Source organism: Actinokineospora iranica (assembly GCF_900101685.1).
Taxonomy (GTDB): Bacteria; Actinomycetota; Actinomycetes; order Mycobacteriales; family Pseudonocardiaceae; genus Actinokineospora; species Actinokineospora iranica.
Genome location: NZ_FMZZ01000014.1, coordinates 75,777 through 102,223 on the forward strand (window position 1 = coordinate 75,777; position 26,447 = coordinate 102,223).

At 70.7% G+C, this 26,447-nt stretch carries 6 protein-coding genes; 5 read left to right on the forward strand and 1 reads right to left on the reverse strand.

Annotation, left to right across the window (positions count from 1 at the left end; all coding sequences use genetic code 11):
• From BLS56_RS24305 to BLS56_RS24325, 5 genes are read left to right on the forward strand one after another with little or no spacing between them, the layout of a single operon-like run.
• On the forward strand, window positions 1–19,767 hold the full coding sequence (locus BLS56_RS24305; protein ID WP_091455305.1) for an SDR family NAD(P)-dependent oxidoreductase: 19,767 nt from the start codon (window positions 1–3) through the stop codon (window positions 19,765–19,767).
• A complete protein-coding gene (locus BLS56_RS24310; protein ID WP_091455307.1) occupies window positions 19,764–20,723 on the forward strand; it encodes an LnmK family bifunctional acyltransferase/decarboxylase in 960 nt (319 codons plus the stop codon). Before BLS56_RS24305 ends, BLS56_RS24310 begins: the two co-directional genes overlap by 4 nt.
• Entirely contained in the window at window positions 20,720–20,980 is a 261-nt protein-coding gene (locus BLS56_RS24315) for an acyl carrier protein (protein ID WP_091455309.1), read from the forward strand. The genes BLS56_RS24310 and BLS56_RS24315 overlap by 4 nt, the downstream gene beginning before the upstream one ends.
• Window positions 20,977–22,206, forward strand: a complete 1,230-nt coding sequence (locus BLS56_RS24320; RefSeq protein ID WP_091455311.1) for a hydroxymethylglutaryl-CoA synthase family protein — start codon at window positions 20,977–20,979, stop codon at window positions 22,204–22,206. The genes BLS56_RS24315 and BLS56_RS24320 overlap by 4 nt, the downstream gene beginning before the upstream one ends.
• A 5-nt stretch (window positions 22,207–22,211) precedes the next feature.
• A complete protein-coding gene (locus BLS56_RS24325) occupies window positions 22,212–22,952 on the forward strand; it encodes a thioesterase II family protein (RefSeq protein WP_091455426.1) in 741 nt (246 codons plus the stop codon).
• Window positions 22,953–23,477: 525 nt separating this feature from the next.
• Here BLS56_RS24325 and BLS56_RS24330 read toward each other — a convergent pair.
• Complete coding sequence (locus BLS56_RS24330; protein WP_228771887.1) at window positions 23,478–26,429, reverse strand: PQQ-dependent sugar dehydrogenase; 2,952 nt, start codon at window positions 26,427–26,429, stop codon at window positions 23,478–23,480.
• Window positions 26,430–26,447 lie beyond the last annotated feature (18 nt).

Genomic DNA, 26,447 nt, shown 5'->3' on the forward strand with positions numbered 1-26,447 from the left:
ATGTCGACAGGTCTCGCTCCGGTCGAGTGCCACCTGGTGCTCGCGCACTCCGACTTCGTGATGCAGAACCACCGGGTGCACGGGGTCTCGGTGATGCCGGGGGTCACGTTCCTCGACATCGTGTTCCGCATCCTCGCGGCGCAGGGCGTCGACACCACCCGCGCTGTCGTTCGAGACGTGCTGTTCCACGAGGCCATGGTCACCACCGACGGCCACGACCGCGACGTGCGGGTGCGGATCGACGCGGCCGGGACGGTCACCGCGGCCAGCCGGTGGCTGCGGGACGGGGAGCCGGTGTCGGAGTACCGGGACAACTTCCAGGCCGTGCTCGCCTTCTCCGACGAGCCAGAGCCTGCCCCGGTCGACCTCGCCGCCCTGCGCGCGGGAGCGCGGGTGCTGGACATGGACGAGCTGTACGCCCGCGCCCGCGCCGAGGAAATCCGGCACGGCGACGCCATGCGGTGCTTCGGCGAACTCCACATCGGACCGGATTACCTGGTGGCCGAGTTGAGCCTCGACGCCGCCACCGCGGCCACCGACGCGGCCTTCCACCTGCACCCGGCGAAGCTGGACTCCTCCACCCTGGCCGCGTTCGGGCAGGCGCCGCCGCAAGACGACGACCCGTTCATCCCGGTCTATGTCGGGGAGTTCCGCGCTCCCCGGCCCATCACCGGACGCGTTTTCGCAGTGGTGCCCCAGGTTGAGACCATCGCCGAGTCCGGCGACGTCATGCACAACGACTACACCATCGTCGACGAGCACGGCCGGTTCCTGGCCCGGTTCGGGAAGCTGACGTGCAAGCGCATCCGCTTCCCAGGGCTCATCACCCGGCTCTTGGACGATGTGACCGCCGCCGGGCCCGCGGGACTGGACGACGTCATCGCCCATCTGCGTGGAATGGTCGCCCGTGCTCTCGGCGTGGAGCCCGCCGCGGTGGACACCAAGGCCGGGTTCTACAACCTCGGCTTGGACTCGACCGCCATGCTCGGTATGAGCCGCGACCTGGAGTCCTACGTCGGCGCCTCGCTGTATCCGACGCTGCTGTTCGAGTTCTCCGATATCGCCGCGTTGGCCAGGCATCTGCACGAGACTTATCAGCCGACCGGGATACCGACGCGCGTCGAAGCCCGGGTCGAGCGGCCCGCCGACCTCGCCGCGCAGGTCGTGACCCCGGTGTGGGCGCCCCAAGCGATCTCCCGGGGCGACGCGCCGACCGAAGTCGTGCTCGTCGGCGGCACTCCGGCCCTCGCCGCGGAACTGGGCAAGCACGTCACCGTGCTCCCCGAAGGCTCTCATGCCCGCCATTACGTCTTGGTCGCTCCCGAGCCCACATCCGGCGACATCCCGGCCGCCTACTCCGCGTTCACCCGGTTAGCGAAGTCCATAATGGACTTACGACCGGAAAAACCGGTACGGCTGGTCTTCGCGCACCCGGGCGGCGCGGAAAACGCTGCCGTGGCCGCGTTGGCCCGCACAGTCACCGCGGAGACGCCGATTCTGCGGGCCCGCGCCGTCGAAACCACCTCTGCCGACGCCATCCTGGCCGAACTCGCCGACCCCGAGGACGAATCCGAGGTCCGCTACCGCGCCACCCGTGAGGTGATCCGCTTCGCCCCGGCGCGCACCGTCCCCGGGAAGCCCAAGCACCATGGGGTTTACGTCATCACCGGCGGCGCGGGCGGGCTCGGCGCGCTGGTCGCCGACCGGCTCGCCCGAGAGGTCCAAGCCCGGCTGCTGCTGATCGGCCGTAGCTCCCTCAGCGCGGAACTGGCCGCGCGGATCGCGGACTGGGAAGCCCTGGGGGCCCGAGTCCAGTACGTCCGCGCGGACGTGGCGAACGCCGCCGAGGTCACGGGCGCGGTGGCGACGGCCCGTGCCATGTTCGGCCGCGTCGACGGCGTTTTCCACTGCGCGGGCGTGGTTCGCGACGGCCTGTACTTCCGCAAAGGCGACGCCGGTGTGGCCGCTGTGCTGGCGGCCAAGGTCGCGGGCACCCGGAACCTGGTGGCGGCGACCGAGGACGCCGACTTGTTCGTCGTCTTCTCGTCGGTGTCGGCGACGCTGGCCAACATCGGCCAGAGCGACTACGCCTACGGCAACGCCTACGCCGAACACCTCGTCGGCGACCGGGGCCTTGTGGTCGGCTGGCCGTTCTGGGCCGAGGGCGGAATGCGCGTGGGCGACGAGGTCATCGCCCGCGCGGGCCGCGACACCGGGACCTGGCCCCTGCCCACGGACACGGGCCTCGACCTGCTGTGGGGCGCTCTCGGTGGCACCGGCAGGATCGTTGTGTCTTACGGCGAACCCGCCCGTGTCGCAGCCCTGTTCCCGGCCGCGCCCGAACCTGTCGAAACCACGCCGATCGGCGATATCGCGATCATCGGCATCGCGGGCCAGTACCCGCAGGCTCCTGACCTGACCACGTTCTGGCACAACCTCGCCGACGGTGTCGACAGCGTCGCCGAGATCCCCGGGGACCGCTGGGCGCACGCCGAGTTCTTCCACCCTGAGAAGGGAACCGAAGGCCGCACATACAGCCGCTGGGGCGGGTTCCTCGACGGTGTTGACCTGTTCGACCCCGCGTTCTTCGGCATCTCCCGGCGCGAGGCCGAGCGGATGGACCCGCAGGAGCGCCTGTTTCTCAAGACCGCCTGGCGGGCGGTCGAAAACGCGGGCTACCGGCCGGACGGGATCGACGGCGAGACAGTCGGTGTGTTCGTCGGCGTCATGTGGAACCACTACCAGCTGCTCGCCGACCGGGCGGACGGCGTGCACCCGACCGCGATGCACTGCACTGTGGCGAACCGCGTGTCGTACTGCCTCGACCTCGGCGGCCCGTCGATGGCGGTGGACACGGCGTGCTCGTCGTCGCTGACCGCCATCCACTTGGCGGTGGAGAGCCTGCGGCGCGGACAGTCCACTATGGCCATCGCGGGCGGGGTGAACGTGTCGGTACACCCGCAGAAGTACTTGCAGCTGGCGGCTGGGCAGTTCCTCTCCACCGACGGGCGGTGTCGCAGCTTCGGTGCGGGCGGCAGCGGCTATGTGCCCGGGGAGGGCGTGGGTGCGGTCGTGCTGAAGCCGCTGGCGAAAGCACTTGCCGACGGCGACTTCGTGTTCGGCGTCATCAAGGGCACCGAGCTCAACCACACCGGCAAGGGCAGCGGGTACACCGTGCCCAACCCGGCCGCGCAGGCCGCGGTGATCCGCGCGGCGGTGGAGCGTTCGGGTGTTCCCCCGCGCACAATCGGCTACCTGGAGGCGCACGGCACCGGCACCTCGCTGGGCGACCCGATCGAGATCGAGGGCATTCGCCAGGCGTTCGGCGACCTGCCGCCGGGCGGCCGAGCCATCGGGTCGGTGAAGTCCAACATCGGCCATCTGGAGAGCGCGGCCGGGATCGCGGGCCTCACCAAGGTCGTCATGCAGATGCTGCACCGCGAACTCGTGCCGTCGCTGCACGCGGACACCCTCAACCCGCACATCGACTTCGCGTCGTCGCCGTTCGCGGTGCAGCGGACGCGGGCGCCGTGGCATCCGGTCGCGGGCGAGTCGGCGCTGCGCGCGGGCGTCAGCGCGTTCGGCGCGGGCGGCGCGAACGCCCATGTGGTGCTGGAAAGCGCGCCGCCGCCCGCGCCGCCCCAGCACACGCCGGGTCCGCACCTGTTCGTCCTCTCCGCGCGGGACAGCGTCGTGCTGCGCGCCTACACTGAGTCCTTTGTGGACCTGTTCGCCGCGATCGAGAAGCGCGATGCCGTGGGCGACCCGGCGCTGGTCGCCGCGCTGGTCACGCTGGTCGCCGACGTGCTCGGCGTGCCGGAGGACGCGGTCGCGGTCGCCGAGACCCTGGCCGACCTCGGTGTGGACGCGGTCGGCTTGGACCGGGTGCGTGCCCTGCTCGCCGAGCGCGCGCCCGACACCGCCGCCGAACTGGCTCCCAGCAGCACTATCGCCGAGCTGACCGCGCACGCGGGCGCGGCCACTCCCTCGGTGAGCCTCGTGGACATCGTCTACACCGTGCAGACCGGCCGCCCGATGCTCGCCGAGCGGGTCGCCGTGCTGGCCCGCGACAGCCGCGAGTTGCGGATCAAGCTGGAGACCTACCTGGCGGGCGAGCGGGCGCCTGGTCTGTGGACCGGCCGAGCGGCGGGCGACGGGCCGTCACGGGAGCGGCTGGCCGAGCTGTTCCGGGCGGGCGAGCTGGCCGAGTTGGCTGACCTGTGGGTAGCCGGAGCCGATGTGCCGTGGACTGCCTGCTACCAGGGCGTTTCCCGGCGCAGGCTGCCGCTGCCGACGTACCCGTTCCGCGAGGAGCGCTACTGGATCGGCGAGTGGAAGCAGGCCGCCGCGACGCCGACCGTCGGGACGGATCGCGCCGGGATCACCGACGCCATTGAGGAAGCCGTCTGCGCGCGCCTCTACCTGCGCCGCGACGAACTGGACCGCAGGCAGAGCTTCAACGAGATGGGCCTGGAGTCGGTCGGCGCGGTCGAGATCGCGCGCGGGCTCGGCGAGCGGTTCGGCGTCGAGATCGACTCGGTCGCCGTGTACGACCACCCGACGATAGATGCGTTGGCCACCCATATCCTCGCCCTTGGCCCCACGGCCCAGGCCGTGGCCAGGACCGAAGTGCGGGAGACGGCCGCGCGGGACGCGCCGATCGCGGTGATCGGCATGTCCGGGCGCTTTCCCGACGCGGAAAACCTGGACCAGTTCTGGGCGAACCTCGCCGCGGGCCGACACAGTTTCCGGGACGTCCCCAAGGACCGGTGGGACGTCGAGGCCGTGTTCGACCCCAACCGGCTTGCCGAAGGCCGCACCTACAGCAGGACCGCCGCGATGCTGTCCGATGTGGACAAGTTCGACGCCGCGTTCTTCAACCTGTCGCCGCTGGAGGCCGAGGCGATGGACCCGCAGCAGCGGCTGTTCCTGCAGCAGGCCTGGGCGGGCCTGGAAGACGCGGGATACGCCGTCGGCCGCGCGGAGAAGACCAGCTGCGGGGTGTTCGTCGGCTGCGCGCCCGGCGACTACAGCCTGCTTCTCGCCGAAGCGGGCCGCGCGGACAGCGGGCACGCCTTCCTGGGCACCACGAGTTCGATTCTGCCCGCCCGGATCGGCTATCTCCTCAACCTCGACGGCCCGACCATGGCCATCGACACCGCGTGCTCGTCGTCGCTGGTCGCGGTGCACTTGGCAGCCGACGCGATCCGGCGCGGCGAGTGCGCGATGGCCGTGGCGGGCGGGGTCGCGCTGATGGTCACGCCGCAGCTGCACGTGCGCGGCAGCAAGGTCGGGATGCTCTCACCGAACGGCCGGTGCGTGCCGTTCGACGCCTCGGCCGACGGCACTGTCCTCGGCGAAGGCGTCGGTGTCGTTGTCCTCAAACGCCTTGACGCCGCGCTCGCCGACGGCGACCGGGTGCACGGCGTGCTGCTGGCCAGCGGGGTCAACGGCGATGGCAAGACCAACGGCATCACGGCCCCGAGCGCCGCGTCGCAGGCCGCGCTGGTCGCCGACGTCTACCGCCGCGCGGGTGTGAACCCGCGCGAGATCAGCTATGTCGAGGCGCACGGCACCGGAACAGCCCTGGGCGATCCGATCGAGGTCAAGGCGCTCACCGAGGTCCACCGCCGCCACACCGACGACGTGGGCTACTGCGCCATCGGCTCGGTGAAGGCCAACATCGGCCACACCACCATGGCCGCCGGGATCGCGGGCCTGCTCAAGGTGTTGCTCGCCCTGCGGCACGGCGAACTGCCGCCCGCGCCCGCGTTCGACGCGCCCAACCCCAAGACCGACCTGGACACCAGCCCGTTCGCCGTGGTGCGTGTGCGTCGCGAGTGGACACCCGGGCCATCTGGCACCCGGCTGGCGACAGTTTCCAGCTTCGGATTCAGCGGCACGAACGCGCACCTGCTGGTCGCCGAGCCACCCCGGCCGCACCGGTCGCCGGAGCAGGGCGAATACCTGATCCCGGTGTCCGCCCGCACCGAGTCCGCCCTGGCCGAGCTGCTGGCGCGGCTTCGGGACACGCTGACCGACGACCTGTCCATCGCCGATGTGGCCTTCACTCTCGGCGCGGGCCGCACCCATTTCCGGGTTCGCACGGCGTTCGTCGCGACGAGTGTGGCCGATCTGCGTGAACAATTGGCGGGCAGTACACGAGAACTGCCCACGTGGGCGAAGTCCTATGTGGATGGCGAAGACCCGGTGTGGCCGGAGCAGGGGCACCGGGTTCCGCTGCCCACCTATCCGTTCGCCCGGGACCGCCACTGGGTGGAGCAGCCGCGACGGGACCACCCGTTCCTGGGTGAGCCGGTCGACGGCGTCTTCACCGCCACCCTCAGTCCGGCTGACTGGATCGTCGGCGAGCACCGCATCGGCGGCCACAACGTGCTTCCCGGCGCGGCCGGCCTCGACCTGGCGACGGAAGCCGCGCTGCGCGGTGGAATCGACCGCGTGCGGCTTTCGGATGTGCGCTGGCTGCGCCTGTTCGAGGCCGACACAGCCCGCACCCTGCGGCTGCGCCTCGACGGCCAGTCCTTCACCCTCTACGGCGACGACCCCGCCGCCCCCAGCGCGCAGGGCACGATCAGCCGACTCGACGCCGACGAAGAGACCGTTGACGTCGCCGCGATCCGGACCCGGTGCGCGGGAAGCATCCCGGCGCACCGGCACTACGAGGACTTCGCCGCGTCCGGCATCGACTACGGCCCGGCTTTCCGGGTGCTCACCGAGATCGCGTTCGGCCCTGATGAGGCGCTGGGGACGCTGACCCTGCCGCCCGGCACCGACCTCGGCTTCGCGCTGCACCCGAACCTGCTCGACGGCGCGCAGCAGACGGTCGCCGCGTTGGAGGCGCAAAGCGACGCGCCGCTGATCCCGTTCTCGATCGATTCCGTGGATGTGTTGCACCCGCGTGTGATCCCCGCGTACTCGCACGTGGTTCGGGCGGATGGGGACCACACGTACATGGTGCGGCTGATTTCCGCTGACGGTCAGGTGTGTGTTCGGTACCACGGGTTCTCGCTGCGGGAGCAGCGGAACCCCATGGAGGACGCCATCTACGTGCCAGTCTTCCGCGACGCGGACCCGGTCGTCGCCGCCACGCCCGCGGGCCGGGTCGCCGTGGTGCACACCGCCGAGGCGGGCGCGTTCGCGGCCCAACTGGGCGGCGCGGTCACCGTGGTCGTCCCGGACACCGGCGACCCCGACTTCACCCCGCTCGACGGGCCACTGGACACGGTCTACTTCGTCGCCCGCGTCGGGGACCCGGGCGTCGCCCCCGAGCGTGACCGCAGCACGCTCGCGCTGTTCCGGCTGGTCAAGCGGTTCCTGGACAACGGCCGGGCCAAGGACAGGCTCACCATCAAGATCGTCCTCGGCGGCGCGCTCTGCGCCACCCCGGACGAGCCGATCCGCCCGCACGCCGCCGGACTGCTTGGCCTGGCCCGCGCCATCGCCGCCGAATGCCCCAAGTGGACAGTCGGCTGCGTGGACGTGGGCTTGGTCCCGGTCGCGGCGAGCCGGGTGCTGGCCGAGCCGGGGACGCCGGACGTCGTGCTGCTGCGCGGCGACCGCAGGCTGACCCGGGTGTTCGAGCCCACCCGGCTCGCGCCGCCGGTGGGCGCCATGCCGTTTGTCGACGACGGGGTGTACCTGCTGATCGGCGGCGCGGGCGGCATCGGGTTCGCGCTGAGCAGGCTGCTCGCCCGGATCGCCCGCGCGAAGCTGGTGTGGGTCGGCAGAAGCCCGCTCGGCCCTGACCACCAGCGCAAGATCGACGAGATCGCGGCGCTCGGTGGCGAGGCGATGTACGTCTCCGCCGACGTCGCAGACGAATCGGCCCTGCGCGGCGCGGTCGCCCTGGCCCGCGCGCGGTTCGGCTCGATCAAGGGCGCGGTGCACGCGGCGCTCGACTTGCGCGACCGCACGATCGCGAACATGGACGTCGAGACGTTCGAGGCCGGGCTGGCGCCCAAGGTCGCGGGCTGCACGACCTTGGCGTCGGTGCTGGAGGCCGAGCCGCTGGACTTCCTGCTGATCTTCTCGTCCGCTGTGTCCTTTGTGGAGGCCGGTGGGCAGGCGAACTACGCGGCCGCCAGCGCGTTCGAGGACTCGTACGCGCGCTGGCTCGGGCAGCGCAGGCCGTACCCGGTGTCGGTGGTGAACTGGGGTTTCTGGGGCAGTGTCGGCGCGGTCGCGACCGACAAGATGCGCGCGGTGTTCGCCGGGCTCGGCGTCGAGTCGATCGAACCGGCCGACGGCATGGCGGCGCTGCGGCGGGTGATCAACGCCCGGCTGCCGCAAGCCCTGGTGATGAAGGGCGACCGGGACCGGCTGCCGCTGATGGGCATCGAGGTCGTGGGCGGGACCGCGCGGAAGGCCGCGCCGGTCGTCGTTTCCGCGCCGGTGAGCACGGCACCCGCTGACACCGCGGGGGTTCGCGCCTATCTGCGGAAGGTCTTCGGCGAGGTCCTGAAGTCCGACCCGGCCGGGCTGGACGAGTACGCGACCTTCGAGAACTTCGGCGTCGACTCCCTGGTGAGCCTGAACATCATCAACCGGTTCGAGCAGGACCTCGGCGACCTGCCGTCCACCCTCCTGTTCGAGCACCTGACCATCGAACAGTTAGCCGACCACCTGGTGGAGACGCACACGGACGCTTTGTCGGCCGTGGTGGGGAAACCGGCCGTTCCCGCTGAGGTTTCCTCGCCGCCCGTGACTGTCTCGCTACCAGCCGGTGATCTGGGGCACTCCCGGACCGGTTACACCCGGCTGGAAGGGCTGTCCCGCGCGCTGTTCCGGCAGGCGTTCGCCCAGTGGACCGGGCGGCCCGAGGTCGGCAGGCCGGTCGCGGTGACCGAGCTGATCCGCACGCTCGGCGTCCGCGCCGACTACCACCGGCTGTTCCGCGCCGTGCTGGCCATGCTCGTCCAAGACGGTCACGCCACCGCGGATGGCGACACGTTCACCCTGCTCGACGGCACGCCCGGGTCGGTCGACGTGGACGGCTTCCTCGCCGAGTTCCCTGAGCTGGCCGGGCACATCCGGCTGCTGCGCACCTGCGTCGACGCGCTCGCCGAAGTGCTCGACGGCAGGCGCAACGCCATGGACGTGCTGTTCCCCAAGGGTTCCGCGGAGCTGGTCGAGGCGATCTACCGCGGCCAGGCCGTGTCCGACTACTACAACGGCCTGCTCGCCGCCGGGGTCGTCGCGCACGCGACCCGGACGCCCGGCATGACGCGGGTGGTCGAGATCGGCGCGGGAACCGGGGCCAGTTCGGTGTTCGTGCTGCCCGCCCTGCGGGAAAGCGGCGCGGACGTCGAGTACCATTACACCGATATCTCGCCGTCGTTCCTGCGGCTCGGCGAGCGCGCCTACGGCCCGGACAACCCGTTCATGCGGTTCCGGTTGCTCGACGTCGAAGACGACCCGGTCGTCCACGGTTTCGAGGCAGGCGGCTACGACGTGGCGTTCGGCACCCATGTCCTGCACGCCACCAAGGACATTCGGGCGACGCTGGCCAACATCGCGAAAATGCTGCGGCCCGGCGGAACCGTGCTGATCAACGAGGTCACTAGGCGCTCGGACTTCCTCACCCTCACCTTCGGGCAGACCGGCGGCTGGTGGCGCTACACCGACGACACCCGCGTCGAGCACGCCCCGCTGCTGAGCCCCGCGCGGTGGCGCGAAGTGCTGGCCGACGCCGGGTTCCGGGTCGTGCGCACCGACGGCTACCCCGGCACCGCACCGGACGAGCTGGAGCAGTGCCTGCTGGTGGCCGAGAAGCTGCCGGAGGCCGACACCCCCAAGAAGGAAGCAAAGTCCACTGAGGACATAGCGATCATCGGCGTGACCGGCCGCTATCCCGGCTCGCCGGACCTGGACACGTTCTGGCGCAACCTGTCCGAGGGGCGCAGCGGCATCACCGAGATTCCCGTCTTGCGCTGGGACTGGCGCGAGCACTTCGACCCCGACCGAACCCATGCCAACACCGCCTACAGCCGCTGGGGCGGCTTCCTCGACGGCATCGAGGACTTCGACGCCGGGCTGTTCGGCATCCTCCCGCGGGACGCCGCGCACATCGACCCACAGGAGCGGCTGTTCCTGGAGACCTGCTGGGAACTGCTGGAGGGAACCGGCTATCTCGGTGACGCCTCGCGGGAGCCTGCAACGGGTGTGTTCGCGGGCCTGATGTACGGCGGATACGGCCTGCTCGCCGCGGCCGAGGACTGGCCGCGCGGCGAGTTCGCCACCGGCCACTCCGCCTACTGGTCCGTGGCCAACCGCGTGTCCTACGTCTTCGACTTCACCGGCCCCAGTTTCGCCGTCGACTCGGCGTGCTCGTCGTCGCTGACCGCGCTGCACCTCGCCGCGGAAAGCCTGCGGCGCGGGGAATGCCGGATGGCCATCGCGGGCGGGGTCAACCTGATCACCCACCCCGCGCACTTCGCGGCGCTGTGCGCGCGGAACATGCTGGCCTCCGGCGACGGCTGCCGGGTGTTCGACGCGGGCGCCGACGGTTTCGTGCCCGGCGAAGGTGTCGGCGCGGTCCTGCTCAAGCCACTGGCTGACGCCATCGCTGACGGGGACACCGTGTGGGCCGTGCTCAAGGGCAGTTCGCTCAACGCAGGCGGGAAGACCAGCGGGTACACCGTGCCCAACCCCAACGCCCAGGCAGCGCTCATCACCGACGCGCTCGACCGGTCAGGTGTCGACCCCGCGACGATCACCTACGTCGAGGCGCACGGAACCGGCACGGCCCTGGGCGACCCGATCGAACTGACCGCGCTGTCCAAGGCCTATGGGACCGGCGGGCCGATCGCGGTCGGCTCGGTGAAGTCGAACATCGGGCATCTGGAAGGCGCCGCCGGGATCGCCGGACTCACCAAGCTGCTGCTCCAGCTCCGGCACCGCGCCCTGGCGCCGACCATCAACCTGGACTCCCTCAACCCGAAGATCGACCTCGGCGAGTCGCGGTTCCGACCGCAGACCACCGCGGCGGCCTGGGTGTCCAACGGTCCACGGCGGGCGGGCATGAGCTCGTTCGGCGCGGGCGGAGCGAACGCGCACGTCATCCTCGAAGAGCACGCGGGCGCGCCGTTCGAGCCCGACCAGCTGGGGGTGGCGCGGACGTTCGTGTTGTCGGCGCGCACCGAGGCCGCGCTCCGGGAGCACGCCGCTCGCGTGGCCGAGTTCCTGCCGACGACTTCGGCTACCCTGCGGGACCTGGCTTTCACCAGCCAGGTGGGCAGGCGCGCGCAGCCGCGCCGGGTGGCCTTCGTCGTGGTGTCCAAAGAGGAGCTTGGGAACCGGCTTGCCGAGTTCGCCCGGTCCGGGATCGCGGCGCCCGCCGAGGAAGCCTGGGTGGGTGGGGCCCGGATCGACTGGCGGGAGCGCTGGACCGGCCAGTCGCCGCGCCGGGTGTACTTCCCGACGTCGGTGTTCGAGCGGCGCAGGCACTGGATCACCGACGACCCGCGCCACCTCGCCCCCGCCTCACCGACCGTGGCCACGGCCGTGCCGGAGTTCGACGGGACGCACCCGCTGCTGGCGGTCGCGGCCGACCATGTGCTCGCGGGTGAGCGGTGGGTGCCGGGGGTCGCGCTGCTGGAGATCGCCCGGCTCGCCAGTGGCGTGCCTGCGCCGCTGCGGGTCGCGGACGTGCGGTGGGTCGCGCCGGTCAACCTGGACTCCGGTTCGTCGCGGGTCGAGGTGTCGGTTGCGGGCACGGCGTTCACGGTGCACGACGGCGGGACAACGTTCGCCCGGGGCGTGATCAGCTCGGGTGGTGCCGCACAGTCTGATGTGGACATAGCGGCGGCAATCGCGCGCTGTGACCGTGAGGTTTCGGTCAGCTCGTTCTATGAAGCGTTCAGCCGGACCGGGCTCGACTACGGCCCGGCGCTGCGGGTGGTGCGGTCGCTGCGGGTCGGGCGCGGCGAGGCGCTGGCCGAGTTGGAGACCACGCTGTCCGGGCATGTGCTTGACCCGTCCCTGCTCGACGGCGCGCTGCAAACCCTGTCGTCGCTGTGTTCGGGGTCGACCGGTTACCTGCCGGTCGGGCTGAGCGCGGTGACCGTGACGGCCGCGCTGCCGTGCCGGTGCTGGGCGCGCGTGCGGGAAACGACCCCGCCTGGGCGGATCAACGGGCATCGGCGCTTCGACGTGGCGCTGACGGACGAGACCGGCCGGGTCGCGCAGGCGTTGGCGGGGGTGGAGATCGCTCCGCGCCGGACCGAGCAGACCGAGGTTCGCTATTCGCGTCCGATGTGGACTGTTTCGCCGTTGGTCGAGGAAGCCGTCGCCGAGCCGCGGACACTGCTCGTCGCGGGCGATCCGGGGCTGCGGGCCGAGTTGGCGGACCGATACCCGGAGACCGAGGTCGTGGTGGTGGAATCCGGGGACCGGGCGCGCTACCGCGAGCAGGTCGCCGCGCTGGTGGCCAGGGGGCGGGTGCCGGACGCCATTGTCGCCGTGGGCGACTGCCTGGAGCCGGTGCTGTGGCTGAGCGCGGCGGTGCTGGAACGTGACCGGGGTGCTGCCCTGCGCGTGGTGGCGGTGTCCGCCGCGGATGAGCCGGAGCAGGTCGCGGTGGCCGGGACACTGCGCACGCTGGCCTTGGAGCACAGCCGGTTCGCCGGGGTCCAGGTGCGCGTGTCCGATCGACTGGCGGACCGGGTGATGGACGAGTTGCGCGCGCTGCGGGCGGGCGCGGCCGAGGCCCGGTATGTCGACGGGGTGCGCGAAACCAAGTCTCTGGCCCGGTTCGAGCCGCCGGAGGTGGCCGCGCCGACCGTGCGCGCGGACGGCACGTACCTGATCACCGGCGGCGCGGGGGCGCTCGGTCTGCATTTCGCGGCGTTCCTCGCCGAACGCGGGGCGGGCGCCGTGGTGCTGGTCGGCAGGTCCGAACTGGACTCCGGCACAGCCGCTCGCGTTGCCGGGCTGGGAGAGCGAGTGTCCTACCGCCGAGTCGACCTGGCTGACCCAGGCCAGGTCACCGAAGTGGTGCGCGCGGTGGGGCCGCTGCACGGCGTGATCCACGCGGCCGGGGTGACCCGGGACGCGCGGGCGGTCGTGAAGACAGAAGAGCAGGTGGCGGCCGTGCTGGCGCCCAAGGTCGCGGGTACCCGCGCCCTCGACGAGGCCACTCGCGGCGAGCCGCTGGACTTCTTCGTGGTGTTTTCCTCGGTATCGGGGGAAGCGGGCAATCCTGGACAGGCTGATTACGCGTACGCCAACGCTTTCCTCAACGCCTTCGCCGCGCGCCGCACCGGCCCCGGCCGCACGCTGTCGATCGGCTGGCCGCTGTGGGCCGAGGGCGGCATGACCGTGGACGAGGCGACGGTGACGCTGTTCGCCCGGGTGTGGGACATGGTGCCGCTGAGCACCCGCGCGGGCTTCGAGGCGTTCGTGCGCGGCCTGGCCTCGGACGAGCCGTCCCTGGTCGTGGTGGAGGGGCCGGTGCGCGCGCCCGCACCGGCTCCGATGGCCCCGGTCACACCGGTTCGGGCGGACCGGGCGGCGCTGGAGCGGGAGCTGCGAGGATTCGCGTCGGCTTTCTTGCTGGTGGACGAGTCCGATGTGGACGTTCGCGCGGAGCTGCTGGAACTGGGGTTCGACTCGATCACCCTGACCGAACTGGTGAACCGGGTCAACGAGCGGTTCGGGCTGGACCTGTTGCCCACGGTGCTGTTCGAGTGCCCGGACCTGGTGTCGTTCGCGGATTACCTGTGGGAGCACCACGCGGCCGAGCTGGCGCCTACCGGAGCGGTGGATGTGGTGCCGCAGGCAGCCCCGGCTGGGCTGGCCGAGCAGGCAGGTCCGGCAGAGGCGGCTGACCGGCCTGAACCGGTGGAGGTGGCTGAGCGGGCCAGACCGGTTGTGCTGGCTGAGCGAGCCGGGCCGGGCGAGTCGGCGGAGCAGGCCTGCCAAGCGGAGTCGGGTGAATCGGTCGCGGTTGCTGAGCAGGCCAACCCGGTTGGGCTAGCGCCGGAGCCGCGGCGGGTGGCCATTGTGGGGATCGCCGGGGTAATGCCGGGTTCGGCGGACGTGCATGAGTTCTGGGAGCGCGTCGCGGCGGGAGAGGACCTGGTTCGGGGAGTCCCCGAGGATCGCGCGGATCTGCTGGCCGATCCGGAAAGCCGGGACGCGCGGGGCGGCTTCCTGGACGGCATCGACCGGTTCGACGCGAAGCTGTTCGGGATCTCGCCGAAGGAAGCGGCGGTGATGGACCCGCAGCAGCGGCTGTTTTTGCAGACCGCGTGGCGGGCCGTCGAGGACGCGGGGTACCGGCCGTCCGATCTCGCGGGCAGCGAGACCGGTGTGTTCGCGGGGGTCGCCACCACCGACTACGACGAACTGCTCAAGGAGCACGGCGTCGAGGTGCAGGCGCACACCGCCACCGGGATCGCGCACTCGGTGCTGGCGAACCGGGTGTCGTATCTGCTCGACCTGCGCGGCCCCAGTGAGACCGCGGACACCGCGTGCTCGTCGTCGCTGGTGGCGATTCACCGGGCCGTGCGGTCGATCCAGGCGGGGGAGTGCGCGCAGGCCATCGCGGGCGGGGTGAACGTGATCCTCAGCCCGGGGCTGCTGGTCGCGTTCACCAAGTCCGGAATGCTTTCGCCGGACGGCAAATGCAAGACGTTCGACGCGGGCGCGGACGGTTACGTGCGCGGCGAGGGCGCGGGTGCGGTGCTGCTCAAGCCGCTGGACGCCGCCGTGGCCGACGGGGACCACGTGTACGCGGTCGTGCGCGGCAGCGCCGTCAACCACGGCGGTCGCGGCACCTCGCTGACCGCGCCCAACCCCGAGGCGCAGGCCCGAGTCCTGGTCCGCGCCCACCGGGACGCGGGCGTCGACCCGGACACCGTGACCTACATCGAGGCCCACGGCACCGGCACCCGGCTTGGCGACCCGATCGAGGCCGAGGGCCTGAAAAAGGCGTTCACAACCCTGTACGCGGACCGGGGACGGCCCCTGCCGGACCGCCCGCACATCGCGCTCGGCACGGTGAAGACCAACATCGGGCACCTGGAGGCGGCGGCGGGCATCGCGGGCGTGCTCAAGGTCGTCTTGGCCATGCGGCACCGCGAACTCCCCGCCACGCTGCACTACCGCGAGCCGAATCCGTTCCTGCGGCTGGATTCCACCCCGATCGCGGTCAACGACCGCCGCCGTCCGTGGACTCCCGTGCTGGACGAGGGTGCGCCGGTGCTGCGGGCCGGGGTGAGCTCGTTCGGCTTCGGCGGGACGAATGCCCATCTGGTACTGGAAAATGCCGTCGCCCGGCAGGCGTCCGCCGACACCCGGCGCCACCTGTTCCCGTTGTCCGCCCCCGACGCGGAATCCCTGGCCGCTTACGCCGCGGCCGTGGCCCGGCACCTGGAGGACAACCCGGACGACTCCCTCGCCGCCGTCGCCCACACCCTGCAAACCGGCCGTTCCCCGCGCCCGGAACGCCTCGTCATCCTGACCGATGACCGAGCCGTGCTGATCACGCGCCTGCGCGCCCTGGACGGCGTCCGCGGCACGGCAATGCGTGGCGCGACACCGGCGACCGGCCAGGAGAGCGAGGAAGACCTGGCGCGCCAGTGGGTCGCGGGCGCGGAAATCCCCTGGCGCCAGCGGTGGTCCGACCACAACCCCGGCCGGGTTCCGTTGCCCCCGGTGCCCTTCGCCCCGACCCGGCACTGGTTCGAGACCCCGACCCCACCAGCGGAAAGCACACCACAGCAGCCCACCGGAGGACGCGCGATGCCCAGCCCCCGCCCCCGAGGACCCAAGATCGTGCTGAGCACCCCGGCAGGCAAGAGCACCCAGCCGCCTGCCGCGCGGGCACCGCGGCCGGTCGCGCAAACACCGGCCCCGACAGCGGGTGTCTCGCCGTCGCCGATCCCGGAGCCACCGGCTGTGTCCGGGGGGAGTCCGGCGGTTCGGGAACTCCTGCGGGACAAGCTCGCCGAGATCCTGGCACTGCCCGCCGAGGAGATCGCCGACGACTCGTCGTTCATCGAGCTTGGCCTGGACTCCATCTTCCGGATGGACTTCGCCCGCCTGCTCAACACCGCGCTGGGCACCGACCTCAAGGCGTCGGAGCTGTACGAGTACGACACCATCGACCAACTCGCCGCCTTCGTCGCCACAGTCGACGCCGATAACTCGGTCGACGCGGTGGACACCCGGGTTGTGGCGCTGAGCGGGAATCCGGTGGAGCTGGTCCACCGGTTCATCGCCGACGAGCTGGGGCGCGAGTTCGACCCGGCCATCTCGTTCACCGACAACGGTTTCAGCTCGTTCGACATGCTGCGCGTCGTGGACGCGCTGGAAAAGCGGTTCGGGGCACTGCGGAAGACGCTGCTGTTCGACCACCCGACAGTCGCCGAACTGACCACGCAGCTTGACGGTGACATCGCCGCGAAACTGGCCGCTCCCGCCACGCCAAACCCCGGCATCGTCCTTCCCGCCCGCGAGGGCGGCTGGACCGTTCTGGAGAAGGACCGGCTTCCCGAGCAGCCGGAGTTCGCGCGGATCATCGCGGACCTGGAACGCGATCACGGCCGGGAGGGCGGCCTACCGGGCCGGGACATCGCGCCCCTGGTCTTCCTTGGCAGCGAACGGAAGGGCTACTTCAACTTCTCGCGTCGCGACGAGGTCATCTTCTCGTGGAGCTACGTCGGGCCGGAGGAGCACTTCCCCCGCCTCGCCCGCGAATACGTCGACTACGCCCAAGCCAACGGCTTGCAGCCCAACCTGCTCGGCCTTGACCGCCTCGAAGACGCCGAAGGCATCCCGTTCACCGCGACCCCGTTCGGCGCCTTGCAGCGGCTGGACGACCTGAGCACGTTCACCACCCAGGGCAGCAAGATGCAGCGCCTGCGGTATGTGCTCAACAAGTTCGAGCGGTCCGGCCGCTGCTCGCTCACCGAATACCAGGTGGGCTCCGACCCGGCCACCGACCACCGCATCACCGAGATCATCGACGCGTGGGCGACCAACAAGCCGATGGTCAACCCGTATGTCCACACCGTCCACGACGAGATCGCCCGCGGTGTTCTCGCGCCCCGGCACCGGATGTTCCTCACCCGCGTCGGCGAGCGGATCGTCAGCGCGGTGATCGTCACCAAGATTCCCTCCCAGCCGGGCTACCTGCTGGACCTGGAGTTCTACGTCGAGGACATGCCCCTCGGCGGTCTGGAGTGGACAGTCGTCCGCATCATCGAGCAGACCCGCGCGGAAGGCTGCACGGTCTTCAGCTTCGGCGGCAGCTTCGGCGCCAAGGTCGCCAACTCCCCGAACGCCGACCCGGACCTGGAAGCAGGCCTGGCCGAACTGCGCTCCCAGGGCATCTTCACCGGCGACGGCAACTTCCGCTTCAAGAACAAGTTCCGCACCACCAACCAGCCGGTCTACCTCTGTCGCCCGGCGAACCTCCCGAACGCCGATGTGGCCACGATCATCCTGATGATCGCCAACCCGGCCAACCGCGCCGCCCGCCAGTCCGCTCCATCAGGGGCGAAAAACCATGGCTCCGATATTTCGCCTCTCGCTGGGGAAGGTTCGCCAGTTCTGCTGAAGCCCGAGGCCAAGCCGGTTGTCTCGTTGCCGAGCAGCATGAGCGCAGCGCAACCGCCGGCCAGGGTGGTCGCCGACCTTCCCCTCGGCGACCGGGAGCGGCTGCTCGCCGAGCACGGCCACAACCCGCTGCGCATTCCCGCCGAACACATCGAATTCGACCTGCTCACCGACTCCTGGGCCGAACTCGCCCACCCCGCCTGCACCGATCGCCGCGCCGATCTGCACGCGCGGCAGGCGCCGCCCATCGAGACCACGCTGCCGTTCGACTGCGTTGTCCCCACCACGTCCGGCAAGAGCGCCGAGGCCGCCCTGTGCCGGGCCTGGCCGCGCCGCGGGGTCGTGCTGCACAACAACCTGTTCCCGTCCTGGTACTTCAGCCAACTCGACCACGGCCTGCGCCCGCGGTTGCTCGGCCTCGCCGACCAGGACGGCCCATTCACCGGCGACCTCGACGTCGAAGGCCTCGACGCGGCGCTCGACGCGGACACCGCGTTCGTCTGCGTGGAGACCGCCAACAACGCCCAGGGCGGCGCCCCCATCTCGCTCGGCAACCTCACTCGGGTCGCCCATGTGGCGCGGCGGCACGGGGTGCCGCTGGTCCTCGACGCGACGCGGGTGGTGGAGAACGCCATCGCCATCGCCGCGCACGAGCCAGGCCAGCAGGGGCGCGACCTCTGGGACGTGGTGACTGACGTGCTCATGACCGCCGACGCGGTGACCTTGAGCCTGTCCAAGGACTTCGGCGTCGACTTCGGCGGTGTCGTGGCCACCAGCCACCCCGAGGTCGCCCACCACCTGCGCGAGCGGATCGCCTTGCGGGGGCACGAAGTCGGTCTGCACGGCCGGGCACTGCTCGCCGCCGCGCTGGCTGACCGGGCGTGGGTGGCCGAGCAGGCGACCCGCCGCGTCACCCAGGTGCGAGCATTGCGCACTGCCCTGGAAGCCGCGGGTGCTCCGGTCCACGGGACCGCCGACGGGCACTGTGTCCTGCTCGACGTCGGCGACCTGGACTCCGTCGCCGGGCACGCCCACCCCGTGCAGGCGTTCCTCACCGCCCTCTACCGGGCCACCGGCATCCGCGCCGCGGCACATCTCTCCACAGAGGACAGTCTGGTTCGCCTAGCGGTTCCCGTGGGCACGCCGGAGATCGACACCGTCACCGCCCGACTCCTGAAGTTCCTCGCCGACCCGGCCCCCATCGCCGACCTGCTCCCCGCTTCCGCCGACACGGGCCCGCTCGCCGCGTACCACCCGGCCGAGCAGGTGCCCGCCGATATCCGGGAAGCCATGGCCGAAGGACACCAGGCACGCGGCGAGAACCTGGAAGTGCTGCGCGAGTACAACCCCGACGTGCGGCGGCAGGTGCTCACCCTGCCCGATGGCGACGTCGAGGTGTTCACCGCGGGCACGGGCCGCACGCTGCTGTTCATGCTGCCGTTCAACATCGGCGCGGGCGTGTTCGGGCCGCAGTTCGCCTCGCTCGCCCAGCGGTACCGGGTCACCGTCGTGCACCACCCGGGCGTCGGCGCGACCACGGCCGCCCGCGACCTGACCTACGACGGCATCGCCGAGTTGACCCGCCAGGCGCTCGACGCGCTCGGTGTGACCGGTCCGATCCACGTCGCCGGGGCGTCGTTCGGCGGGCTCACCGCGCAGGTGTTCGCGTTGCGCTACCCCGAGTACACCGCGTCGCTGACCCTGCTGTGCAGCTCCTACAAGCTGGGCAACCGCGCGGGTGAAGTGAACCGGCTCGCCGTGGTGGCCAAGGAAGATCTCGACCACGTCGTGCGCCAGACCGGGTCGGCCCGCCTGCGCGCCGACCGCGCCCGGCTGGAAGAGCTGCTGCTGCGCAGCGAGAGCATGGACCCGAGGACCGGCCTGCGCTACCTCGACGTGTTCGCCGCGCAGCCGAACCTGCTCGCCAGGCTGCCCGAGATCGCGGCGCCGACCCTCATCGTGCAGGGCCGCCACGACACCGTGATCCCGCTCAAGACCGCGCACCTGCTGCACGGGTCCATCGAGGACAGCCGGTACCACGAGGTCGCCGACGCCGGGCACTGGCCGAACCTGACCAGCCCGGACGAGACCAACCGGGTGATCGGGGACTTCCTCGCCGAACGCGACGCCCTGTCCCCCAACGGCTCGTCCCCCCACGGCCCTGTGACGATCGGAGCATCATGACCACCGCGGCGACCCGGGCGCAGCACCCGGAGTTCGAGATCGTCGACGACCACACCGTGTGGCGGCGGCTGACCATCCGGCCCGGCATGTGCGGGCACAACTCGCTGTTCGTCGGCCAGGTCGGCGACTGGACGTGGGAGACGGTCAGCACCTTGTGCGGCACCAACGTCTTCGCCGCCCGCGACGCCTCCGGGGCGCCGACCTACCTGGCGTTCTACTACTTCCACATCCGCGGCAACCCGGCCTTCCACCACGGCGCCCTCACCTTCGGCGACCGGATCGAGGTGACGTCGAGTTCGTTCGACTACGGCAGCGAGTCCGTGCTGACCCTGCACCGGATCAGCCGCACCCCCGGCCACCGGGCCGCGATCGACCCGGTGGAGTTCTTCGAGGACCAGCGCCCGGATTGCCTGTATGTGCAGAACTTCAACCGCTGGGTCACCCGCAGCGACGCCAAGAGCAACCTGGGGCTGGTCAAAAGCTCGCCCCCCGACTTCCGGCACGGCCACTTGCCGACTCTGCCCGCGAAGCACTCCCCGCGCCTGACCTACAAGCAGGCCCGCACCGCGCACACCTTCCACGACGTGACCTCGCCGGACTACCGCCAGGCAGGCACGGCCAGCTTCGACTACGGCATCGACATCACCCGGGATATCAACGGTGTCGGGCTCATCTACTTCGCGTCGTACTTCTCCATCGTGGACAAGGCCGTGCTGACACTGTGGCGCGAACTCGGCCGCAGCGACGAGTCTTTCCTCAACCGCGCCGTGCTCGACCACAAACTCTGCTACCTCGGCAACGCCAACCTCGACTCGATCCTGCGCGTGTCGGTGCAGGCGTTCCGCTCGGTCGCCGACCCCGGGCACGAGGTGTTCAACGTCGTCGCCACCGACCGGGGAACCGGGAAAGCCATTGCCGTCAGCACGATCCACCTGACCTCGGAGGTGCCCCAGTGACCGCGTCAACCAGCCCGCGCCAGGAGGTCGAGGCCGCGTTCCACGAGATCGTGACCGACATCCTGCCCGAGTTGTCGCCGGGGGCGATCACCGGCGACAAGCACCTCAAGGCGCTCGGCGCCGACTCGGTCGACCGCGTGGAGATCATCCTCGCGCTCATGGACCGGTTCGGCGTGACCGAGCCGATGGCGAGCTTCAGCGAGATCCCGGACATCGACCGCCTGCTGGCGTTCCTGACCGAGAAGAGGACCCGATGACCGGCATCGAGGCGCTGAACGTCCACTGTGGATTCGCCTACCTGACCGTGCCGGAGCTGTTCCGCGGCCGCGGCCTGGACGCGTCGCGCATCGACAACCTGATGATGACCCGGCGCTCCATCGGTTTGCCGTGCGAAGACCCCGTCACCAACGCCGTCAACGCGGCCATGCCCATCGTCGCCGCGCTCAGCGACGAGGAGCGTGCCAGCATCGAGATCCTGGTGACCTCTACCGAGTCCGGTGTGGACTACAGCAAGTCGATCGCCTCCTATGTCCACGAGTATCTGGGGCTGTCGCGCAACTGCCGGTTCTTCGAGGTCAAACAGGCCTGCTACGGCGCCACCGGGGCGATCCAGCTCGCCGCGGGCTATCTGGCCTCGGGTGTCTCGCCCGGCGCGAAGGCACTGGTGATCGCCACGGACGTGGCGCTGGTCGACGAGCGCGCCGAGTACTCCGAGCCCGCCGCGGGCCACGGCGCCGCCGCGGTCCTGCTGGGCGATGACGGCACGATCCTGGAGCTGGACCTCGGCGCGTTCGGCAACTACAGCTACGAGACGCTGGACTCCGCCCGGCCGGAGCCGACCTTCGATATCGCTGACGTGGACCGGTCGCTGTTCGCGTACCTGGACTGCTTCAGCAACAGTGTGGCCGACTACCAGTCCCGGGTCGACGGCGCGGACTTCCTGAGCACGTTCGACTACCTGGCGATGCACACCCCGTTCGCCGGGCTGGTCAAGGCGGGGCACCGGAAGCTGATGCGGGAGCAGGGAGTCCGAAAGGCTGCCGAAGTCGAGGCCGACTTCGCCCGGCGTCTCGCGCCGTCGCTGGCGTATCCGAGCATCGTCGGGAATCTGTGCTCTGGTTCGATTTACCTAGCGCTGGCTAGTTTGATCGACTCGGCACCGCTCACTGGCCCGGCTCGGGTCGGCTTGTTCTCCTATGGCTCGGGCTGTTCCAGTGAGTTCTTCAGCGGTGTCACCGGTCCGGAGGCGAAGCAAGCCTTGGGGCGGCTGCGGATCGCCGATCACCTCGCCGCCCGTGTCGAGATCGACTTTTCCGAGTACCTGGCTTTGTTGGCGGTCAACAGGCAGTGTCTGGTGCCGGTCGCGGATCGCGACATCGACCCGTCCACGTACGCGGATGTGCTGGCGTGCGTGCCCGATCGCAAGGAGCAGTTGCTGTTCACCGGGGTTCGCGGCTACCACCGCCAGTACACGTGGGGGTGAGGCCGGTGGCGGGATGGATCGCGGGGACGGTGTCGGACGCGCCGGTGCGGTTGTTCTGCTTCGCGCACGCAGGCGGTGGGGGGACGTTCTTCCGGCCGTGGCGGGCGGCGATGGAGCCGGAGATCGGGGTGTGTCCGGTTGTGCTGCCCGGGCGGGAGAGCCGGATCAAGGAGCCTGCGCATACCCGGATGGGGCCGTTGGTGGACGCGCTGGTCGAGGGGCTGCTGCCGTATCTGGATCGGCCGTACGCGTTTTTCGGGCACAGTCTTGGTGCGCTGGTGTCGTATGAGGTGGCGAAGGTGTTGCGGGGGCCGCTCTGCCTTTTTGTTTCGGGACGGCGGGCGCCGCATCTGCCCAATCAGCGGCGCGATGTCTACGACTTGCCGCAGGCGGAGTTCGCGCGGGAGATGCTGGATCTTGGTGGTACGCCGCCTGAGTTGGTTCGGCAGCCTGAGCTGCTGGAGTTCTTCATGCCGGTGCTGCGGGCGGACTTCGAGCTGAACGAGACTTATCGTGCGGTTCCGGCTGAGCCTTTGTCGTGTCCGGTGTTCGGGTTCGTGGGGGATGGGGACCCGTTGGCTGGGGTTGATGAGGTGGCGGCTTGGCGGTCTGTGACCGCTGGCTCGTTTGGGTTGCGGGTGTTTCGGGGGGATCACTTTTATCTGAAGGACTCTGCCGCGGGGGTTCAGGCTGCTGTTCGGGCCGATCTCCGGCGGGTGTTGCCGGCTGATCGGGTTGCTGGGTGAGCCGGTGCCGGCTCGATGGGCTTCCGTGGGGTTGGCTGTGGGGGTTGGCTCGATGGGGTGGAGTGGTTTCTTCGGGGCCGCTACGAAGGAAGATCCCGTCGTGGGGAAAGACGGGTGGGGAGCCTTCGGCCCCACGACCACGGCGAGTTCAGGGATCTTCCTTCACCCCCGAAGAAACCACTCCACCCCATCGAGCACCTGGCAGCGTTAGGTGCGGTTGGCAGGAGGGCGGGCTCGCTGCTCCGGCCCATCGAGCTCCTGGCAGCCTTGGGTGCGGTCTGGCACCAGCAGACAGACGGGTGCGGCAGGCCGACCATGCCGGAAAGCCGCCTTCGTTCGCGCCCCCACAGCCCCCACAACAAACCCCGCCCACCCTGGGGGCCGAGCCCTGTTCCAGCCTATCGCCGCAGGTCAGGAAAGGGAAGGGGGTGCGCTTGGCCTGTGGATAACTCGCGATCATGAGGGTTGAAACGGGCGGGCCCGGCCACTGTCTCCAGTGGCCGGGCCCGCGGGGGGTTCCGAGCGTTACCAGCGGTGGGCGGTGGCTACGCCGGTGGTGAAGCTGTAGAGGATGTAGCCGCCCTGGAAGTCGCTGCGGCGGCCGCCGTTGATGGCGTATTCGTTGCTGGTGGGGTAGCCGAGCCAGGAGCGTTCCCAGCCCATGGAGGACCACAGGTTGCGGATCTTTCCGCGGACGTCGTGGGCTCCGGTGGTTGGTGTCCAGTAGATGGAGCCGTTCTGCTGGAAGTGGTTGTAGCGGCCGATGCGGTCCGGGGTGATCTCCTCGTTGGTGATGGGGTAGCCCAGGACCGAGCGCTCCCAGCCCATGGCGGCCCAGAGGGTGTGGATGGAGCCGTGGATCTCGTGGGCTCCGGTGGCTCCGGTCCAGTAGATGGAGCCGTTCTGGAAGTGGCTGTAGCGGCCGATGCCGTCCGGCGCCATTTCCTCGTTGCTCTTGGGGTAGCCCAGAAGTGAGCGCTCCCAGCCCATCGCCGACCAGAGGCCGCGGATTTGGCCGCGGACGTCGTGGGCTCCGGTGCCCCGGGTCCAGTAGATGGAGCCGCCCTGGAAGTGGTTGTACCGGCCGATTCCGTCTGGGGTGCCGGTCTCATCGGTTGTGGGGTAAGCCAAGGGTGACGCGACGTCGCCCATGGCGCGCCAGCGGGCGTAGATGTCGCCCCAGACCAGGTGGGCGCCGGTTGCCGAGGTCCAGTAGATGGACCGGCCGCCGGTGAACAGGTTGTACCGCCCGCCGCCCGCGGGGGCGGCTGACTCGTCGGTGGTGGGGAGGCCGTAGCCGAGGGCGCCGCCCGCGGCCAGGTACGCCTTGAGGATGTTCCCTCGGACGTCGTGGACGCCGGTGGCCGCGCTCCAGTAGAGCCTGCCGCCGGTGTACTCGCGCCAGCGCATGGCGGGGTCGCCCTGTTCGACCGAGGTGGGGGTGCCGATGACGCCGCGGATGGTGGCGTCGGTGGCGTAGCGGCGGTCGATGGGGGTCAGGTAGGTCGCCGTGTAGGTCACGTCCGCGTTGGGCATGACCAGGCCGCGGACCCGGGGCGCGCCGTCGGACCAGCGGTCGAAGGTGGCCACGCCGTCGAGGGCGGCTTCGGGGGCGATGACGGTGAGCTGCTGCCCCACGGTGAACAGCTCGGTCGTGGTCTGCTGGTCGCCCAGGGTGAAGTCCGCCGGAACGGCGCTGACCACGGTGAGCCTGCGCTGGAGGGGAAGCGCGATGAACGTCTTGGTCGTCGTGGCGCCCCGGCTGTCGGTGACGATCGCGGTGATCTCCAGGCGGGTGTCGCCGGGGTGCCCGTCGAAGGCCATCGTGAACGTCCCCCCGTCCTGCCGCGCGCCCGGGTGGGAGTGGCAGTCGAGGCCGTGGCAGTGCACCGTGTCGGTGGCCCAGGTGACACTGAGCGGGCCGTCCTCGACGTCGGTGGCGCTTGCGGTGGCGGTGATCACGTCGCCGACGCCGAACTTCCGGCTGGGGTCCGGGGGCGTCAGCGTCAGAACGGGCGCGTTGTTGCGCGGGTAGACCGTGGTGGTGGCGGTGCCGCTCGCGCCGAACGAGTCGGTGACGGTGAGCCTCACCTGGTAGGAGTCGGGGGACGCCGCGTAGGTGTGCGTGGCGGTCGCGCCGGTCGCGGTGGCGCCGTCGCCGAAGGCCCAGGTGTAGGTGAGGGCGTCGCCGTTCGGGTCGAACGACTTGGCGGCGTCGAAGGTGACCGTGCCGGTGGCGGCGTCGTTGGTCGAGGCGAACGACGCGGTCGGCGCGTTGTTGCCGGGCTGGTAGACGATCCGGCGCAGGCTGGCCGAGCCGATGTCGGCGAACACGACGTCGCCGCCGACCGGCATGGCGCGCAGCGAGACGGGCGCGCCGACGCCGGTCGCCCAGGACGTGGCCTCGGCGGGCGTGGTCACCCGGCCGGTGGTGTCGAAGCCCATCGTCCACAGTCGACCGGAGGTGTAGTCGCCGAAGAAGTACTTGCCCGAGTACGCGGCGGGGTAGGTCGATCCGGTGTAGACGATGCCGCCGGTGATGCTGCTGCCCAGTCCTGCCGAGTGGTGGTAAGCGTGGATCGGCGGCACGCTGGAGCGGCCGACGCAGCCGGGCAGGTCGCGGTAGCCGGGCGTGGTGCCCGCGCCTTCCCAGCAGGGCCAGCCGTAGTCGCTGCCGGGGTTGACGAAGTTGACCTCTTCCCACAGGTTCCAGCCGACGTCGCCGACGATCGGGGTGCCGGTGCCCGGGGCCAGGCTGAACCGGAACGGGCTGCGGAACCCGCTGGCGTAGACCAGGCTGCGCACCGCGCGCGGCGCGGCGGGGTCGTAGTACGGGTTGCCGGGCACGCCGCTGCCGTCCGGGCGGATGTGCAGCAGCTTGCCGTGCGGGTCGTCGCGGTTGCCCGAGCGCAGCGCGCGCTCGTCGACGATGCGCCAGTCGGCGTTGTCGCCGATGGTCACCCAGATGGTGCCGTCGGCGGCGACTTCGAGGCCGGTCATGGCGTGCACGTCTGCGTCGGCCGAGGTCTGCAGCACGATCTGCTCCGCGCCGAGGCCGGTCGGCTCACCGGCGGCGTTGGTGCTGACCGTCCAGCGGCTGAGCCGCAGAAAGCCCATCGGGCCGGAGCCCGTGCCGGTGCCGGGCACGGCGCGCGCGGTGTAGATGTGGCGGCTGGTCTCGTAGTCGCCTGCGACGCCGATGCCGGTCAGGCCGAGGTCCTGTTCGGCGCGGACGGGCAGGGTGGCCAGCAGGCGCGGCGCGCCGGTCTGCGGCGCCCAGGTGACCTTGCCGTACTTGCCGACGGCCAGCACGCTTGAGTCCGGGAGGAACGCGAAGTCGGTGAGCAGGTCGCCCGGGTCGGACGCGCTGCTCGGCGGGCGCAGCCCGGTGGGGATGTCGCGCAGCACGAACCCGCTGGGCAGGGCGGGCGCGGCGGCGGCGACGCCGGGCAGCGCGACCAGGAGGCCGCCCAGCACCGCGCCTACCAGTGCGCC